Source organism: Shewanella sp. HL-SH2, assembly GCF_051164935.1.
Classification (GTDB): domain Bacteria; phylum Pseudomonadota; class Gammaproteobacteria; order Enterobacterales; family Shewanellaceae; genus Shewanella; species Shewanella glacialimarina.
Genome location: NZ_CP195035.1, coordinates 1,251,630 through 1,270,577, shown reverse-complemented (window position 1 = coordinate 1,270,577; position 18,948 = coordinate 1,251,630). Strand labels below are relative to the sequence as shown.

General features: G+C 41.9%; 16 protein-coding genes. 12 read left to right on the top strand and 4 right to left on the bottom strand.

Annotated elements, in window-relative coordinates:
• The first annotated feature begins 100 nt into the window (after window positions 1-100).
• A complete protein-coding gene (locus ACRWP9_RS05575) occupies window positions 101-979 on the top strand; it encodes a L,D-transpeptidase family protein (protein ID WP_404830064.1) in 879 nt (292 codons plus the stop codon).
• 153 nt (window positions 980-1,132) lie between these two features.
• On the opposite strand, the gene ACRWP9_RS05570 is transcribed toward ACRWP9_RS05575, so the two are convergent.
• Complete coding sequence (locus ACRWP9_RS05570) at window positions 1,133-2,104, bottom strand: bactofilin family protein (protein ID WP_434928298.1); 972 nt, start codon at window positions 2,102-2,104, stop codon at window positions 1,133-1,135.
• 91 nt (window positions 2,105-2,195) lie between these two features.
• On the opposite strand from ACRWP9_RS05570, the gene zapE reads away from it, so the two are divergent.
• Window positions 2,196-3,386 (top strand): cell division protein ZapE, encoded by a 1,191-nt coding sequence (gene zapE / locus ACRWP9_RS05565; protein WP_434928297.1) that lies wholly within the window; start codon window positions 2,196-2,198, stop codon window positions 3,384-3,386.
• 1 nt (window position 3,387) lies between these two features.
• Here zapE and ACRWP9_RS05560 read toward each other — a convergent pair whose 3' ends face one another.
• Window positions 3,388-3,663 carry a DUF3081 family protein gene (locus ACRWP9_RS05560; protein ID WP_434928296.1) on the bottom strand — a complete coding sequence of 92 codons (276 nt, stop codon included), beginning with the start codon at window positions 3,661-3,663 and terminating at the stop codon, window positions 3,388-3,390.
• 177 nt (window positions 3,664-3,840) lie between these two features.
• Here ACRWP9_RS05560 and ACRWP9_RS05555 point away from each other — a divergent pair, with 177 nt between their 5' ends.
• Window positions 3,841-4,797 carry a sodium-dependent bicarbonate transport family permease gene (locus ACRWP9_RS05555; RefSeq protein ID WP_434928295.1) on the top strand — a complete coding sequence of 319 codons (957 nt, stop codon included), beginning with the start codon at window positions 3,841-3,843 and terminating at the stop codon, window positions 4,795-4,797.
• Window positions 4,798-4,936: 139 nt separating this feature from the next.
• On the opposite strand, the gene glnE is transcribed toward ACRWP9_RS05555, so the two are convergent.
• On the bottom strand, window positions 4,937-7,789 hold the full coding sequence (gene glnE / locus ACRWP9_RS05550) for a bifunctional [glutamate--ammonia ligase]-adenylyl-L-tyrosine phosphorylase/[glutamate--ammonia-ligase] adenylyltransferase (protein ID WP_434928294.1): 2,853 nt from the start codon (window positions 7,787-7,789) through the stop codon (window positions 4,937-4,939).
• 361 nt (window positions 7,790-8,150) lie between these two features.
• Here glnE and ACRWP9_RS05545 point away from each other — a divergent pair, with 361 nt between their 5' ends.
• The 9 genes from ACRWP9_RS05545 to ACRWP9_RS05505 all read left to right on the top strand — a co-directional run bounded on the left by ACRWP9_RS05545 (window position 8,151) and on the right by ACRWP9_RS05505 (window position 16,449).
• Window positions 8,151-9,116 carry a hypothetical protein gene (locus ACRWP9_RS05545; protein WP_434928293.1) on the top strand — a complete coding sequence of 322 codons (966 nt, stop codon included), beginning with the start codon at window positions 8,151-8,153 and terminating at the stop codon, window positions 9,114-9,116.
• A gap of 12 nt (window positions 9,117-9,128) precedes the next feature.
• Window positions 9,129-10,028, top strand: coding sequence for a DUF350 domain-containing protein (locus ACRWP9_RS05540; RefSeq protein ID WP_434928292.1), 900 nt, complete (start codon window positions 9,129-9,131; stop codon window positions 10,026-10,028).
• 5 nt (window positions 10,029-10,033) lie between these two features.
• The gene (locus ACRWP9_RS05535; protein ID WP_434928291.1) at window positions 10,034-11,812 is read left to right on the top strand and encodes a polyamine aminopropyltransferase; all 1,779 of its coding nucleotides are present in this window, start codon (window positions 10,034-10,036) and stop codon (window positions 11,810-11,812) included.
• 77 nt (window positions 11,813-11,889) lie between these two features.
• Window positions 11,890-12,303 (top strand): YjfI family protein, encoded by a 414-nt coding sequence (locus ACRWP9_RS05530; RefSeq protein ID WP_226411131.1) that lies wholly within the window; start codon window positions 11,890-11,892, stop codon window positions 12,301-12,303.
• A gap of 10 nt (window positions 12,304-12,313) precedes the next feature.
• Window positions 12,314-13,003: a PspA/IM30 family protein gene (locus ACRWP9_RS05525; RefSeq protein WP_434928290.1), complete on the top strand. Its 690-nt coding sequence runs from the start codon at window positions 12,314-12,316 to the stop codon at window positions 13,001-13,003.
• Between the two features lie 6 nt (window positions 13,004-13,009).
• On the top strand, window positions 13,010-13,663 hold the full coding sequence (locus ACRWP9_RS05520) for a hypothetical protein (protein ID WP_226411135.1): 654 nt from the start codon (window positions 13,010-13,012) through the stop codon (window positions 13,661-13,663).
• Window positions 13,664-13,681: 18 nt separating this feature from the next.
• A complete protein-coding gene (locus ACRWP9_RS05515; protein ID WP_226411137.1) occupies window positions 13,682-14,008 on the top strand; it encodes a hypothetical protein in 327 nt (108 codons plus the stop codon).
• A 128-nt stretch (window positions 14,009-14,136) separates the two neighbouring features.
• Window positions 14,137-14,949, top strand: coding sequence for an ion transporter (locus ACRWP9_RS05510; RefSeq protein ID WP_434928289.1), 813 nt, complete (start codon window positions 14,137-14,139; stop codon window positions 14,947-14,949).
• A gap of 312 nt (window positions 14,950-15,261) precedes the next feature.
• Window positions 15,262-16,449 carry an HD-GYP domain-containing protein gene (locus ACRWP9_RS05505; RefSeq protein WP_434928288.1) on the top strand — a complete coding sequence of 396 codons (1,188 nt, stop codon included), beginning with the start codon at window positions 15,262-15,264 and terminating at the stop codon, window positions 16,447-16,449.
• Between the two features lie 156 nt (window positions 16,450-16,605).
• Here ACRWP9_RS05505 and mrcB read toward each other — a convergent pair whose 3' ends face one another.
• Complete coding sequence (mrcB, locus tag ACRWP9_RS05500; protein ID WP_434928287.1) at window positions 16,606-18,912, bottom strand: penicillin-binding protein 1B; 2,307 nt, start codon at window positions 18,910-18,912, stop codon at window positions 16,606-16,608.
• Between the last annotated feature and the right edge of the window lie 36 nt (window positions 18,913-18,948).

The window sequence follows — 18,948 nt, the reverse complement described above, 5'->3', positions numbered from 1 at the left end:
CTGTTACAGCGTATCAGCTGCCACATAAAATAACCCTATTAAATAGGAATACCACAGCATTATGTTAAACCTTGTAAAATATGCCGTTTTTACTGCAACTATGGCAATAGTTAGCTTCAATAGTATTGCATTAGAATATCGTTTACCTGCCAAAGGCAGTTTATTAGTAGGTGAAAATCAACATTATGTGGTGCCCGAAGGTAAACTGACACTGGAAGATATTGCATCACAATTTCAATTAGGGTTAACCAATGTGTTAGAAGCAAACCCTGGTGTTGACCCATTTCTACCAACTCCAGGTAGCACTTTGGTGATCCCACATCAATTGATTTTACCTAATACCAAGCAGGAAGGCATAGTCATCAACGTGGCTGAAATGCGTTTGTATTACTATCCTAAAGGGACTAATACCGTTGAAGTATTACCTATTGGTATTGGCCAAATTGGTAGAGACACGCCAGAAAGCTGGGTAACAACGGTACAACGTAAGCGCGCAAATCCAACCTGGACGCCTACCGCTACAACCCGTAAAATCTATGAAGCCAAAGGTATAACCTTACCGGCTGTATGGCCAGCAGGCCCTGATAATCCTATGGGTTTATACGCCCTTTATATCGGTAACCTTTTCGCTATTCATGGCACCAATGCTACTTTTGGTATCGGCTTACGGATAAGCCAAGGCTGTATCCGCTTACGTCATGATGATATAGAGCATTTATTTAACACAGTTCCTGTGGGCACCCGAGTCGAGTTTGTTAATCAACCGGTTAAATACACAGCTGAACCTGATGGCAATCGTTATTTAGAAGTACATCAACCACTGTCTAAAACACAAAATGAATTTGAATCTAACGAGCCTGTGGCATTAACTTTCAATAAAGAAACGACTCGCTTTATTGCACACGCTGAAACAGATTCTTTTGTACTAAAACGCTTATTAGAGCAACGTACTGGTATTCCAACACGTATCAATCCTTAAATATCTGTGCGACTAAACTGCGTTATATAGCAAAGCTTGTGCTTAATCATAGAAAGTTTGTATAAAAAAGACCCATATTATATGGGTCTTTTTTTACTTTAATGAGATTTTCGCTACAACATAATTGCACCCAGCCACTTTGCCGCTAGTCAATTAGTCATCTGCTTGTGTCTTATTCACCGCATCAGTAATCGCGCTAACCTTAGCGGCTATCTTGTCTTCTTTGTCTTCAGTGCTTTTTGAATCTGCAACGGCTTTCACTACATCTGAGCTTTTTATGTTATCGGCTACTTGCTCGCTTGCCGCCATTGACTCTTTAGATAATGTATCTATATTGCCTGACATTAGTGCATTGGATGTTTCCATTGCCTGTAAATCCTCCATTGCCACATTAGGATCCGCTAACCCAGCATTGATAAGTTCTTCCTTCTGTTCAACAAAAAATTGTTCAGTTTGAACATCATTCAATAACTTAACGGCATTACGCTCGGTTATTGATTGTGCCGGTTCAGATGATGGGGTAAAAAGTGCAGGTTCAGAACTTACCTTTGGCGTTTGTGCAAACTGAGTTAATGCGCCAGATTGCCAGCCTAACAAAGCTGCGACAGCAACAGCACCAAAACCGAGTAAGACTTTATTGGAAGATGCCTTGGTTTTTTGATCTTTATTTAAGGACGCGCTAGTTGTTGTTTTGAGTGAGTTGGGGGCCACTATTTCAGTTTGACAATTATCGCTAGAGTTTGCTGGCTGAGAAATCTGACTAGTGTCACTATCACTTGATACAGGTAACACACCGGCATCAGGACCTTTTGTCCGCATACCAATAAATTGGCCACCATCATATATTTCCATATCGTGACTCGACACATCGGCCTCAACAACACCTGTGCTAATAATCACCAGTTTATTACAAAACAATTTGCCTTTTAGCGTGCCGCTTACACGTAACTCTTGGCAATATACCTCGCCATCTATTACCCCACAGGGCTCTATTTTAACTTCATCACTAGAACGAACTACGCCGGTAATTTTGCCCGCTATCAATGCAGGACCTTGAATGTCGATCTCACCCTTGAGCGACATATCCGCCCCAATGTAAGTTACACCCTTGCTTTTATTGTTCATTATTTTATCCTTTACAGATTAGGGGTGTTGCAAATTTACATCAAACTGAGCATAAACGCGACCCATGATAAAATTGAACTGAGTTATACTAATGCCGTTTATTCCTTTGAATCCCATTATGACATTATCGCCCCTTTCACAGTACCAGGCCCTAAGCCAAATAAGCTTACAGCCTGATGCCGCGCAATCTGTGGCCTTGCAAGCATTAGACTCGCTGTACTACCAATTACGATCTTCAGGTAATGACCATGATATAAAAGGGATTTATTTGTGGGGGGATGTCGGCCGCGGAAAAACGTTTTTGATGGATTTATTTTATCAAAGCATCACTAATACACCCAAGTTACGTCTGCATTTTCATCGATTTATGGCCATGCTGCACCAGCGTCTAAATCAAACCACTGGCATTAGAGATCCGCTCACCCACATCGCCAAAGATATTGCACAACAATATCGTTTGATTTGCTTCGATGAGTTTTTTGTTGCCGATATTGGCGATGCGATTTTACTAGCACGCCTATTTGAGACATTATTTGCCGAGGGGGTAATATTAGTCGCCACCTCTAACATTACCATTAGTGAGTTGTATAAAGGCGGCTTACAACTGGATCGCTTTTTACCCACTATTGAGTTACTGAAACACCATACCCAAGAGATCCACCTTAACGGTAGCGTCGATCATCGCTTGAGTGCCTATTCAGCTTGCGACCAGCAACATCATCTACAGTCAGGTACTGCATTACATAATCCTTTATTTACTTTGCCGTCCAAGCTCGATGCACTCAGTGTTTTTCACCTATTAAAGCACAATGCCGCTTTAGCAATTGATAAAAACAAGCCATTTAAGGCAAACATTATCTCTATTTGCCAGCGACCTATTCCGATCAAAAATGCCATAGACACTCTTGCTTGGTTTGAATTTGATGCACTATGCAATGGCCCTAGAAGTGCGCTGGACTATATCGAGTTAGCAGGACAATTTAAGGCAATTTTACTCAGTGAGGTGCCAGCATTAGGCGGTGAAATTCGAAGCTGGATTAAAGCACGAGGCACTGAAGATGGTGTTATCGCCACCAGCACCGGAGAAAGACAACTCGCCTATTCAATACAAGATGATCCGACTCGCCGCTTTATCAGCCTGGTGGATGAACTATATGATCAAAAAGTCTGCCTTATAATACATTCACATATCCCGCTTGAAAATCTATACCAAGGCGGTGCATTATCATTTGAGTTTAAACGTACCTATAGCAGATTAATTGAAATGCGCCGCTGGTTGTAAACTAATCGCGGGTAAATTTTTCTACATCACTAAAGCGCTTTAAAAAATTATCTAACGCTTCGTTATTAGGGTAATCAAACTGATATTTATTATGAAAGAAAATATCTAACTTGACCTGCACATCGCTTAAGGTAATGGTGTAACCATCAAAACCTGTTAATGCGTTAATGCCGCATAAGTGATAGACCGATTCTGCAGTATCTGATGTTTTCTCACCATATTGGGTCACTTTATTAAAGACCCGTAAAGCCCTATGGATATCAATTTCGTTTTTCATAGCACTCTCTTCACGTTATCTAAGTCAGTTTAGCCATTGAATATAGCACTTCATTGATCGTAAACACCATATCGCAATTTCATTGATAAAACATTGCTATCAAATACGAATACAAGGCACAATCAGCCCATAAAATTATCGAATGAAATTTCATCCATAACGAGAACATAAGTTACTATGCCTGATATTGTCATTGCTTTTTTTGCCTTAGGTCTGCTTGCAGGATTAATTAAATCCGATCTTAAAGTCCCTAAAGCCACCTACGAAACCCTGACCATTTTACTGATGTTAACCCTTGGCTTAAAAGGCGGCATGGCATTACATGGTGAGACGCATAACCTACAAATAAGTGAACTGGTTGCCATTATTGCGCTGGGTTTTATTATCCCTCTCACTCTATACCCCATTTTACGTAAAGCGATACAACTCGAACAAAAAGAAGCCATCAGTATTGCTGCTCACTACGGCTCGGTTAGCGCTGGTACATTTGCGGTGGTATTAGCTATGGTAGATTATTCTGATTTACCTTTACGCCCTGAAACCACACTTTACTTAGTGCTATTAGAATTACCCGCCATTATTATTATGTTATGGCTGCACCGTCATTTAGAGGCTAAAAATAACCCTCAAATAACAACCGCTTCCCATGGCAGTGTTCTGCATGAAGCGCTGACTAGTCGCGGAGTGGTGTTACTGTGTGGTGGTGTGGTTATCGGCTGGCTTTATGGCACTGAAGGTATGGCGCCATTAACCCCCATTTTAATGGGTGGTTTTAAAACACTTTTAGCATTGTTCTTATTAGAAATGGGGATTAGCACAGCAAAAGTGTGCTTTCCACTGCCTTATAAACAATGGCGCTTACTGGCTTTTGCAGCAATAGCTCCTTTTGTTTTAGCCTGGGTAGGCATTGGCTTAGGCTTGATGCTAGATTTACCTTCAGGCAGTATTCTAGTGTTGGCAGGGTTAAGCGCCAGTGCTTCATATATAGCCGCACCTGCTGCAATTAAAGCGGCAATACCCGATGCCAATATTGGTTTAGCTATGCTGGCATCATTGGGAATAACCTTCCCTGTTAACGTGCTTATCGGCTTACCTTTGTATCAAATTTGGATTGAAAAATTAGTCGTGAGTTAATTACTGTCAACAACAGTTAAAAGCTATATAACAAAACAGGTTAACTTTATCTAAAGTTAACCTGTTTTAGTTTTAGCCATAACCAATACAGTATAAACACATTAATTAAGGAGTATTCTTCCCTATGAATGTGGCCTAACTAATATTTCATTTCAAGAATATGACGATAAATTTCAATCACTGTTTCCGTTCTATTTTTAACTAAATCGTTATCAATTTGGCTACCCATTTGTTGTAACGTGAGCTCATGATTGTGATCTCTTAGCCAGCAATAGGTTTGAGTTAAATGCTGCGCTTGCATTACTGGCATCAGTTCTAAATCGGCCAACACTTCAAAGATACGCACATTGTCTGACCATATGGTTAGCTCTTGGTATTGATGTGCATAAGCCAACACCATAAACTGGGCGATAAATTCGATATCAGCAATTCCACCCTCACTTTGTTTTAAGTTAAACATGCCAGCGCTTGCCTGCAACAAGTGATCTCGCATTTTGATACGCATATCCCTTACAGCGGTGGCCAGTTCATTTTTATCGCGCTGAATTTGTAATACTTGCGCCCTTAGTAAGCTAAAACGATGGGCTAACTCATGGTCGCCAAATACAAATCTCGAACGCACTAAGGCTTGATGCTCCCAAGTCCATGCATCTTGCATTTGATACTCACCAAAGCGTTCAATTTCACTCACTAACAATCCTGAGGATCCCGATGGACGTAGGCGCATGTCAACTTCATACAATTCACCTGAGGTGGTACGGGTCGCAAATAAATGTACTATGCGTTGAGCTAATTTTAAATAAAAATGACTGTTGTCTATTGGCCGTTCGCCATCAGTCGTCCCCGCTATGTTATTACCGTGTAAGAAGACTAAATCTAAATCTGAACCATAGCCCAGCTCAATGCCGCCTAATTTACCGTATCCAATAACCGCAAAACCCATCTCATTTGGAGAGGTTCCTTGAGGCACACCGTGACGTGCAGCAATTTGATGCCAAGCATGCAATACAACTTGCTCAATAATAGCTTCAGCCAAATAAGTGAGGTGGTCGCTCACTTGCATAACAGGTAATACTCCGGTGACATCTGCCGCGGCAATCTTTAGCTGTTGCGATAACTTAAACTGGCGCAAAGCTTCCATTTGCTGCTCCATATCATCTTCTGGCACACGCAGCAGATATTGTCGCAGCTCGCTTGGATAGTCATCAATCGAGGTGATATCATATAGTTGAGCGGGATCGATTAGCTCATCTAACAGCATTGGAAAGTTGGCTAACTCTTTAGCAATCCACGGACTGGCACAACATAAACTGACCAATTGTTGACGGGCGCCTGGATTTTCACATAACAATTCAAGATAAGTGGTGCGGGTTAATATTTTATCCAACACCTTAGATACTGGCTTAAATGCCAAACTGGGTTTAGTTTGAACCGTTAACTCTTCTAGCAGTTTTGGCATTAACCGGTCTAGGGTTTCTCGACCTCGGGGGCCAATTGATCGCTTAGAAACGGTATTACGCCAGTCACTCAGAAGTGGCCATAATTCAGGGTCTTCAATTTGTTGTTCTTGCAATAAATTGTCAGCATGATCATCTTGCTGAATATTCCAAAACAAACTTGTCCAATGATCGCTATGTTCATGTGAATCACTGCCACCTACTGTGGCATTAAAATGACCATGAATTTTTGCCATAGCCGCTTCAATATGAGTACGTAAATCCGTTTCGTTGGTTAACCCCATGCTGTAACATAAACGTTCCCAGTCCAATGAATTATTCGGTAATGTCTGGGTTTGTTTGTCATCAATGGCTTGCAGCAAGTTTTCAACTCTGCGCAATAAAATATAAGCATGTTTTAACTCATCAACAGCTAAGTATTCCAGTTGCCCTAAACTGTATAAAATATCAATCGCGCCAAATAAGCTTTGCTGACGCAGTGCAGGTTCACGTCCTCCCCGAATTAACTGAAAACTTTGCACCACGAACTCCACTTCACGAATGCCACCAGCGCCGAGCTTAATGTTGTCGGTTAATTGGCGGCGACGCACTTCCTGGGCAATCATTTGCTTCATTTTTCGCAATGACTCAATCGCAGAAAAATCAATATAACGGCGATATACAAACGGACGTAATAAGCCATGTAACTCGTCACAGTAAGCGGTCCAGGGGCCAAGTACTCTGGCTTTTACCATGGCGTAACGTTCCCAGTCGCGTCCTTGTTCCTGGTAATAATCTTCAAGGCCGGCAAAGCTGACCACTAAAGGCCCGCTTTCGCCATAGGGACGCAGACGCATATCAACTCGGAACACAAAACCATCGGCGGTGACTTGATCAAGCAGGTTAACTAGCTTCTGTCCCATACGAATAAAAAACTGCTGATTAGCTATCGCACGGCGGCCGCCCACTGTTTCGCCATGTTCAGGAAAGGTGAATATTAAATCGATATCAGAAGAGAAATTAAGCTCTCGGCCACCTAATTTACCCATACCGAGAATCAATAAAGGCTGCGGTTTACCCTCAGCATCGGTAGGTGTGCCCAGTTGTTGGCAAGTATCTCTATAAAGCCAGTCTCTTGCCGCAATCACTAATGCTTCGGCTAACGCAGACAAATCAACTAAAGAGTCTTCTAGTTTTGCGTAATTAGCAAAATCTCGCCATGCCAGTCGTACCATTTGCTTATTACGAAATAGACGCAACGCCGACTTAACTTGCTCTTCAGTAGTGAGCGCTGTCAGGATTTGATCCAGTTCTTTACCAAAGTCAGCCCGCACCACTTCATCGAGCAAACCGTTAAAAAGCTGAGGTATCCATTGAGGATTACGGCATAACTGATCAGCAATATAATCACTTAGTCCTAATACAGTGCGCAGCTCGGTTTGCTGAACATTAGTCAGCGCATTAGCCTCAGGCCAGAGGTCGACTAATCTTAACCAGTAACTTTCTGCTACTTGCTGTATTTGTGCAGATAATACCTTGTTACTTTGAGATGGCATGGCGATAATTATCCTTTGTTCAAATTCTCTGTTAGACATAATATGTCAAGAATGTTATATCTTGAACCTGAAGTTTTTTTATTTTTAACTCAAAAACAAGCGATGAGTGACCGAGTTAATATGACTTAGAATATAAACTGTCATCTTAAGCATTTACGTAATTTTGTTTTCAAAGGTAATTTGGGCACCAACAACGAGCCAATTACGACTGAATTCTGTACTGTGAGCAGAACAAATAACGCTTTAAGTGCTTTTAGTATTTGGAGTTAAGGTTAATATACTCAAGATACTATACCCTGTACTATACGCACATTAAAAATTGTGCCCTATGCACATGAATTTTATAACACTTGGAGAAAACATGGCTGGCAAGTTTCCCCGTGTATTCACGTTTTTTATCATGCTTTTTATCGGCCTAAATCTTACGGGCTGCGGTGATGATCGACCTGAGCAAATCGCAAAATATCAACAATTAACCACACAGCGTTTAGCGCAACTAAAAAGCGGTCTTGAAAGTGGTCAATTACGCAATGCAACCTTGTTAAAGCAATACAGTGAATTGCTCACTAGACAAAGTCCTGATCTTGCGCCATTAATCAGTGAGCTGGCATTAGATGCCACCACCCTTGGGCCTATGTACCAATCTTTGCTGCGTCGCAATGCTGACTTGGCGAATGCGGCTAATTTTATTGACTTAGACCAGCAACTGGCTGAAGCGGAAAACGTCTACCAAGCCACTGACACCAGCTTGTATAACGATATGTTGTCAGACCCGGTTAACGTGGTTGCCGATTTATCTCAAGGTAAATTAGCTCGAGTAAATTCTATTAGCCGTGAAGCGGCAGCGTTAGCCAATGGCAGTGAAGATTTTGGTCCAGGCAGTCAATTGGTAGGTAATCCCTCTTATGGCAGTTGGCAATCGAACTCAAGCGGTACATCGTTTTGGGCTTGGTATGGCATGTATGCGATGTTCTCTAATGTCTTCCAACGCCCTATTCGTTATGACAATTGGTCAAGCCGCCGTGGCTATAGCTACTACAATGATGTCGGCCGCTATCGCTACACCTCACCTCAGCAAGCAACCTCGCAGGCTAAAACCTATGAGCAAACCAAAAAAAGCTTCGCCAGCCAAGGTAAAAAGTTTGATAGCCCGTACGCTAAACCTCGTACAGGATCAACCAGCTTATCTCGTCAAAGTACTAGTGCCCCTAAAGCCAGTAGTACAACCCGTACAGCAAGCAATAAGTTTCGTTCAAACTATTCAAAAACGAGTAGTTTCCGTAATTCAAGTAGCCGCACCACTCGCGGCATTAGTCGTGGCAAATAGGTAGGACTGACAATGACATTTCTTCAACAATATGGCATCACAGAGCCACTACTCATTATTCTTGCGATTGATTTAACTATCGCAGTTATCTTATTAGCCTTAATGCGTTATTTGCAGGGCTGGTCCATTAAGGTCAATAGCACCCAAGAACTGGCAGTACGCGATAATTTTGCCTTTGGTATTAGCACTGCTGGCGCAGTCGCTGCTTTAGGTATTGTGCTAACAGGCGCAATAACCGGAGAAGCGGCAATATCATATACCACAGAAGCCATCGGCATGACCGCCTACGGTTTTTTCGGGCTAGTACTGATTAAGCTAGGGCGTTATCTACATGACAAAATTGCCTTAAATGAATTTAATAAAAGTGATGAAATACTTAAGGGTAATGTATCAGTTGCTATAGTAGATGCTGCAGCAGCTATCGCAACGGCGATTATAATTCGCGCCGTATTAATGTGGGTAGAAGACATCACTATCGACACTTTTATTGCCATTTTCAGTGCATTTTTAGTGTCACAATTAATCTTAGTTATTTTAACTCGCTTGCGTGAAAGCCGTTATGCCAAACGTAATCAAGATGCCTCAATGCAACAAGCGTTAAAACAAGGACAAACAGCTCTCTCCATACGTCACAGCGGTTATATGATTGCGATGGCACTTAGCTTTAATGCCGCCAGCCACTTTATTCTATACATTCCAACCGCCTATGTGGGTAATCTTATCGGCTGGTTAATTTTCTCTTTTGTGATGCTAGTGCTGATGAGTTTGGTCATCATGCTAGTCAAAAAGTTAGTCCTTGCTGGTATTAACTTAGCCGAAGAAGTCGAAAAACAACACAACATCGGTATTGCCGCGGTTGAAATGGCAATCAGCATTGCTGTTGCCCTAATCTTAACGGCATTAATGGCTTAACAACTATGTCTAACACTTTGCTTGAAACACAAACACCTCAATCAACAGCGGAGGATTTCAAGCAAAGTGATGCTGCCTCTCCAGCTTTACCTATAAATAAACGTATCACCTGGTTTGATGATGCCTTACTGCTGGGCATTATGGCACTGCTTGCCGGTTGTGGTTTAATCTATGAGTACCTACTTTCACACTATGCTGGAAGAATATTAGGTGCGTTAGAAGCCGCTATTTACACCATGATCGGCTTAATGATTGTCTCTATGGGAGTTGGCGCATTTGCCGCACGTAAAATCAAATGTGCTTTCACCGGTTTTGCCATCTTAGAATTAAGTGTCGCCTTGTGTGGCTCGTTCGCCATCATCATTACCGCGGCAGTTATTGGCTTTGGGCAACAACTGCCATTGGCTATTGCCAGTAACTTAGGTTTGCCACCAGATCAACTGCCTAACGGTGGCTTTATTGCCACATTACAGTCGCTAAGTGAATACCTTCCCTATGTTTGGGGAGTAATATTAGGCCTGATGATTGGTATGGAAATTCCGCTGATCGCCAGAGTCAGGCAGTCGCTTTCGGAAGCGCATTTACTCCATAACGCGGGGACGATTTACGGTGCGGATTACGTAGGTGCAGGGATTGGTGCTGCTATTTGGGTATTCTTTATGTTATCGATAGATATCCAACTTGCAGCCGCACTCACCGCCAGTGTAAACCTGATTGCTGGTGCTATTTTCATTTGGCGCTTCTGGCATAATATCAACCATGCAAAATGGCTACTTGTCGGGCATATCATTGCTAGCGTCTGCATTGGACTATTGGCAACCAAAGGGCCACAGTGGGAACAACACTTCAATAATTTGTTATACAAAGATAAAGTCGTATATGCAAAATCAACCCGTTTTCAACAGCTCACTTTTACCGAGCGGTTACGAGGTAATGGATTAGCCCCAGTTTATAATTTGTATATCAACGGCCGATTACAGTTTTCCAGTAGTGATGAGCATATTTACCATAACTTCTTGGTTCACCCGACCTTGGCAGCCAGTGCTCGCCATGACAATGTGTTAATTATTGGTGGCGGCGATGGCCTAGGTTTAAAGCAAGTACTTGCTTGGGAACCTAAAACAGTCACCCTAATAGATTTAGATAAAGACTTAGTCAGCTTATTTAAGTCACCTCCCGATGACATGCCAGCTTTTTTAAGCAAAGCAATGCTGGAATTGAACGGCAATAGTTTAAATGACCCCAGATTGACACTTATCAATGATGATGCCTTTAATGGGGTAGATAGCTTAATTGCGCAAGGTCAACACTTTGATGCCATCATTGTAGACTTACCAGACCCTAGTCACCCTGATTTAAATAAACTTTATTCCGATTTATTCTATCGTAAGCTAAATGAGCTACTCAGTGCCGATGGTATTATCACCGTACAATCAACCTCACCTTATCATGCCCCTAAAGCCTTTATCTCTATTGGCAAAACCCTAGCGTCTGCTGGCTTTAAGGTCGACCAGTTCCACCATAATGTCCCCAGCTTTGGCGAATGGGGCTGGAGCATTGGCAGTAAACAAGGTTTATCACCTAAACATAGGTTGGCGGCACTTCCTCAACTGCCTATTCAAAGCGACTGGCTCACCTTAGGCTTAGTCAACGGAGCATTCGAATTTCCTGGCAATTACTATGCTGAACAACAAGATGTCAAAATCAACCACATTGGCTCATTACAGCTTTACCATTATCATTTAGCAGCATGGTCTGAAAATGAAGTGATGAATCTTTTTTAATGGACACGATAGCACTTGACATATTATGTCTTGATGCTATCTTTAACACAGACATAATATGTCATATAAGGACAACTATGAACATCCACACTATTGCTAACCACTTAAATGGTCTTTGTGACAAAAGCCGTACCGGTTTTCAATTTGATTGTTACCCAATTGACGGGGAAGTAGAAGTGCTTCAAGTCAACGTTGTTGGCCGAGAAGAAATTCCGGTTTTTGTCTCAGTGACTGACAACCAAATATTGTGCATCAGTTACTTATGGGGCGAAGATGAAGTCAATCAATCACGCCGCGCAGAAATGTTTGAGACCATGTTAGAGCTCAACATTCCAATGCCACTATCTTCATTCGCAAAAATCGATGATAAATATGTGGTTTACGGTGCATTATCAGTCGAGTCCAGTATGGAAGAGATTGAGCAAGAATTAGCAGTACTTTCAGACAACTGTTTGGAAGTGATCGATGAACTCTCAGAGTTTTTGAATTAAGGAGTCAATTATGGGCATTTTAAATAAAATCCTAACCGCATTTCGTGGCGGCGCGACAGAAGTTGGTCAAAGCATTGTTGACGCTAACTCAACACGTATTTTTGAACAAGAAATTCGTGATGCAGAAAAACATTTAACTAACGCCAAGCGTGAATTAACTGACGTGATGGCGAAAGAAATGCAAGCCAATCGTGAGGTTGATCGTTTGAAGCGCAGTGTTGCTGAGCATGAAGGTTATGTGACTCAAGCGCTTGAGAAAGGTAATGAAGCTTTAGCAATTGAAATTGCAGAAAAAATTGCTCAACTTGACCAAGAGTTATCTGAGCAACAGACTGCCAATGATAGCTTTAGCTCGCATGCTGTTCGCCTTAAAGATTTGGTTAAGAAAACTGAACGCCAGTTATCTGATTACCAACGTCAATTAAGCATGGTAAAGACCACTGAAAGCGTGCAAAAAGCCACTGCGACCATTACTGACTCATTCGCCTCAAGCAATTCAAAACTGCTTAACGCTAAAGATTCTTTAGAGCGCATCAAAGCTCGTCAACAACAGTTTGATGACCGCCTAAAAGCGTCTGAAACATTAGCGGAAGAAAACAGCGACAAGTCATTACACGCCAAACTAGCAGAAGCTGGCATTGGTGAGCAAAAGTCGAGTGCTAATGCAGTACTTGATCGTATTAAAGCACGTAAAGGCTAATTGATTATGGGATTTTTAAGCGGCCTATTCGGCAAAAAAGAAGCCCCTAAGCGCCAGCTTGACCATCCCAATAAGCTGCTCAAGGGTGATATGTTAACCCTTGATGACAGCTTTGCGTTGCCCGCGCAATTGCGCGGACAGCAGCTAAAGGTTGAAGCTATCCACACTTACGAATATGAACGATCGCAGCAATGTGAATACTTATTACGTGGTCACAGTGGCAGCCCAATTTTTATGTCATACGTGGTGGAAGACGAAGCCTATTTAAGTTTTTCTATTAAAGTGAATCGCGACACAGTTGATAAGCTTTTTGACTTAGATGCTTTTGCTGAAATTTTTGAAGAACCAGGCAAAGCGACTCTAACCTTACAAACGCTATCAGCTGACACAGCTGAAGAGTTTGGTCAGTGGCTGTCCGACGATTATCATCAAGTGGAATTTGCCGGTTTTGGTTATTTTCACCGTGAAGATTACCGTGGTCAAAAGCCTCCACAGGATGAAAATGGTGCCCGCGGCGAAGCATTTGAAAGTTACTCACTCATTAATAACCAAGACACTCACGCGCTTGATATTGAAGTTTATGAAGGTGGCGACACTGAGGTCATGTTGACCTTATATCGCCCGTTAACGGATATCCGCGAATACTGGCCTGCAAGCTAATCTAGGAGAGTCGACGCTATGAGCAAAGGTAAACCATTACCAGAGAAATGGTTAAATAATCAAAAAGCAGCCAAAGCCACTCAAGTGGCTTTTGATATTGATGAGCAATTTCAATATTCTATCCGTAAGGCCGCGCTAGATCGCGGTGTTAGTCCTTCTGATCAAATTCGCACCATTCTGGGTTTGTCGGTATCTAAACGCCCTAAGCGACCTAGACTGACGGTATCGCTAAGCGCTGATGATTATGTATTGTTAGCAGAAAAATATGCCTTACCATCAGATGCTCAGCTTGAAATCAAAAAGCGAGTCTTGGATGATCTGGTTCATTTTATCGATAAGAAATAATGACTCATTGTTTTACCGATAATGAATAAATACTTAAAACGCGTTAGACTTTTGCCTAGCGCGTTTTTTTATGTCAAAAATGCCACTTAACGAATCCAAGATCTACTTTTACTAAACGGACTTTTTTGATGATCAAATCTAAGCGATGGGCTACTAAAAATATTAACTCGCTCAATCCTTTTGATTTTGCGATGATGATTTTATCATTTTTCTCGGTGATCATTGTTTTAGCATTGACCTTTGGCAAGCTCGAACCCGAGACCTATCGTATTTTATTGTATATCGACGGCGGTATTTGTTTTGTTTTTATGAGTCGTTTTTTTTGGGGCTTGTTTAAAGCACGCAATAAAGCTTACTACTGGCGCCATCATTGGATAGATTTTGTTGCCAGCATTCCCGCTATAGAAGCATTAAGAATTGCTCGCGTATTTCAAATACTGCGCGTTATTCGACTGATCCGCACCAGCCGCTCGATTTTTTTACCTTTGTTGAAGCAAAAAAAGCAAGCCACATTGGCAAGTTTGCTGCTAGCGATGGTTCTGATTTTAGCCAACGCTTCAGTACTGATACTTATCGTTGAGTCGGGTGTTGATGGCGCAAACATTCATACCGCAGAACAAGCTATTTGGTGGGCATTAGTCACCATTTCAACCGTAGGCTATGGTGATTTTTATCCAGTGAGTACTTTAGGGCACGTCATTGGCGGTATTGTAATTATCAGTGGCGTAAGCTTTTTTGGGGTAATTTCAGGTTATATGGCTTCAGTTTTTGTCTCCCCCGATGAATCGTCTGAGCGCAATGAAGCACATCAAGAAGCGATTAAAAATGAGTTAGAAAATGCATTATTACGTATGGAAGCAAATCAAGCTAAGATGGAACAAAACCAAATAACCATGCTAAATGAAATCGCTAAATTAAAAACTGATTTAAGCAATAAGTAATCACTAAACGACAGGTAATAATCACTGGGTAGATCAGTATTAAACAAATTAACTCGAGTTTCAAAATCGACTTACTTCATACTATTAATCCATATAAGTCAGCTTATAAACGAATCAAGCCTGCAGGATCAAAATAGTAACTGAGCTAACCCCTTGGGTAAAATGACTATTATGAAGGTTAATAAATATCGTCATAACCTCATGCTTAAATAGGTAATCTCTCGCTGAATATGCTAAATTGATTAACAATGTTAATCAAATGTTATCTTGACTCTACTCGTTTTCAGTCCCCTTTTTTGGAGTAATATGTGCATGAACGATTCTGTTGGATCAAACAATGTCATTAAAATCCCAATTGATAAGCTTGTACTAGGGATGTTCATTGTGGCAATTGATCGCCAACAAGACAAAGTAGACGTGCTTAATCCAGGCCAAATAAAACACAGTGATGCCATCGTCAAACTGATAAAAAATAATATCACCACAGTATGGGTCGATATCGAACGCTCATCGGACTCTTGTGGGCTAAAAGCAACAAAATCAACTGGCCTAAACCCTCTAGTACGAAAAGCCATTTCCTCACGAGAAGATAAGCGAATCTATGCAAAAAAACTCCTCACTGAAGCAAAAAGCTTAATTCAAAAGGTGCTATCTGAAACCTATGAAGGCAAAGCGATTGAAGTCGGTCCATTCGAGGCTGTTGCCGACCAGATGATTGAGTTGATATTAGATGATGCCGACGCCTTTAAATGTATCTCAGCACTGCGCACTAAAGATGCTTATTTGATGGAACATTCTATTAATGTTGCGTTTTTACTGGTGACTTTTGGCCATCATTTAAACCTTGATACCGACTTACTTAGGCAAATGGCTGTCGGAGGTATTGTCCACGACGTAGGCAAAATTCAACTCGATAATAACATTTTACACAAACCCGGCAAACTTACTCCGGATGAATTTGAGCATATGAAGTTGCATCAAGTCTATGCGATGGCCATCATGGATGATACCCAAGGCTTGTCACAAATAAGTAAAGATGTTTGCCTCATGCACCATGAGAAAATTGATGGTCGTGGTTATCCTAAGGGTTTAGAGGGAGATGATATTCCTCTGCATGGACGCATGAGTTGCATTGTTGACATTTTTGATGCCCTTACTGCAACACGTTGCTATAAAGAGGCCATGAGCCCGGCTGCAGCATTCAAAATTTTGATCAGTTTAACCCCATTTCATTTAGACCAAAAATTAGTTTATGAGTTTATCCGCTGCATTGGAATATACCCGGTAGGCTCACTAGTACTGCTGTCTAATGAGCAAGTCGGGATAGTTTGGCAAGCTAAAGGACGCGATGCATTACACCCAATAGTGAAATGTTTTTATTCGCAAAAAAATAAACGCTACAGCGAAGTCACTATGATTGATTTATTAAAATCTGAGGTTTATATAGAGCGAGGAGTCTCTCCGAGTAGTTTAGATATTGACCCGTCTTCATTTTATTAAGCATATTATTGATTGTTTTATACCAGCGTCACGAAACGATGAGCATATAAGCAAGCAGCTAAAATAAGCCATACGTTAATGCCGTGATGTTTATGCTTCACTCATGTTGCACTCACGCTGCAACTTGCAGCATGAATGCCTTAACAAAAGTAGTCGTTACTCGCCAAGCAACTTTTGCCACCAAGATAATGATTCACCACAATTTGCTGCGGGTTTGTAACTGACCTGATGGGCGGGTAAGTTAACCACGTTATGACACTTAGGTTGCATAGCTGCACCATTAGTCTGGTCAAAATAACCATTCACAATGCCGTTCACCGGTGGCATACGTAAACTTAACGGCGGACGTTGGTGTAAAAATGCCTGGTAAACCGCCATAGCACCACTGCTGCCATATAAACCCGTTTTACTGTTATCGTCCTGTCCTACCCAAATAGCGGCGACATTTCGCTCGTCAAAACCCGCAAACCATGAGTCTCGGCTGTCGTTACTGGTGCCCGTTTTTCCGGCCAATCTAACACCTGGAAATGCTGCACCTAAGCGTTTAGCTGTGCCCTTTTGTACAACATTATGCATCGCATACTGCACTAAATAGTCAGTTGCGGGATCGATGGCTATTTCATTTGCTAAACGGTTGACCTCAAGCGGCGCATTTTGACTGTCTAACACCGCAGTGATCGAAGTCAGTTTGCGATAGCGCCCTTCATCAGCAATGGTTTGATAAACCTGTGCGACCATTAACGGCGAACCGTTCACCGCGCCCAATAACATAGAAGGATAATGCGGTATAGCCTCATTCCAACCAGCTTTTTGAATGGTTGTTGCGACGTTATCAACCCCAACAGCTAAACCCGCGTTAACTGTTGGTACGTTCATTGAGTGGGTGAATGCCTCTAATAAAGACACTTCACCACTGAATTTTTTATCCACATTATTGGGTGACCAGGTTTTACCTTGTTCATTTTTCAAGGTGAGTGGTTTGTCGGCTAATGGGCTGGCTAAAGTAAACTTATCCGCTTGAGCTAACGCTGCAGCATATACGAACGGCTTAATGAGCGAGCCAATAGGTCGGCGAATTTCAACCGCACGGTTAAAACCGTCATAGCTAGGCTGTTTGTCCCCAACCATTGCAGCAATACCACCGGTGTATTTGTCTGTCACTACCATGCCAACTTGGACGTTTTTAGCTCGCTTATCTAATGACTTTAACGTCGACACAACAGCTTTTTCAGCCGCATCTTGAGCCATAGGATCAAGTGTAGTGTAGACCTTTATGCCTGACTGGCTTAATAAGCTATCGCCATAGCGCTGACTTAATTCATTTTTTACCACTGCAAAGAATGCGGGCAGTTTTTGGTGGACAGATTTTTTCCCATCCCTTAAACCTAAAGGAGATTCTGCCGCGGCTTTGTACTGCGCGACGGTTAGCTTGTTATGCTCCATTAAAATACGTAACACTAAATCACGTCTTTCTTGTGCACGTGCTGGATATCGCCAAGGGTTGTAATAAGATGGCCCTTTAATCACCGCCACTAAAAATGCTTGCTGCGCCACGGTTAGCTCAGCCACTGGGCGACCAAAATAGAACTGTGATGCCAAACCTATTCCATGTACACCACGGGCTTTATCTTGCCCCATGTAAACTTCATTTAAATAGGCTTCAAGGATTTCATCTTTGCTGTAACGAAAATCAATAATAATTGCCATTAATGCTTCACGAGCTTTACGAATAATTGAGCGTTCACTGCTTAGAAAAAAGTTTTTAGCCAATTGCTGAGTTAACGTCGAGCCACCTTGTACGGTGCGGCCTGCGGTAATGTTAACCACCACAGCACGAGCAATGGCCAAGGGGTTAACACCATGGTGATCATAAAAACTGCGGTCTTCCACTAGCAATAATGAATCTACCACTAATTTAGGCATTTCTGGTGTTGGCACAAATAAACGGTCTTCGCCATCGCTGGCAATAATACGGTCTAATAAAACAGGTTCTAAGTGGAATACTGCTAATTCACGCTTGTCACTCATCCGCTCAACAGAATTAACTCCTAAGCTATCAAAACTTATCATCACGCGCTGTTCAGCTTGATTTCCCTCAGGGTGTAAAAACGGCCTACGCCACAACTCTATACGCGTGCTCGATGCAGAAAATTCACCTACTTGGCGGGGATTGGCCACTTTGCGATAACCCAGTAATTTAAGCTCAGCCATAAGTTGTGGATGATTAATAGCAGCCCCAGGATAAAGTGCCATAGAACGACTGAAGACTTGTGCAGGTAAATGCCATTTTTGACCTTCAAATTTTTGGCCAATAATTTGATCAAGATAAATAGCGTAAAAGGTCACCAATGCAAGACCGACAAGTGACAGTTTCCACGCCAATGAAAATAGACTTAGCAACCAGCCTTTTTTGTGCTTTGAGGATTTTGTTGTTGATGTCTTTGTTGCTTTATTTTTTGCCATGTTGCTCTACAAGGTTATTAATAAGATAAAAATTGC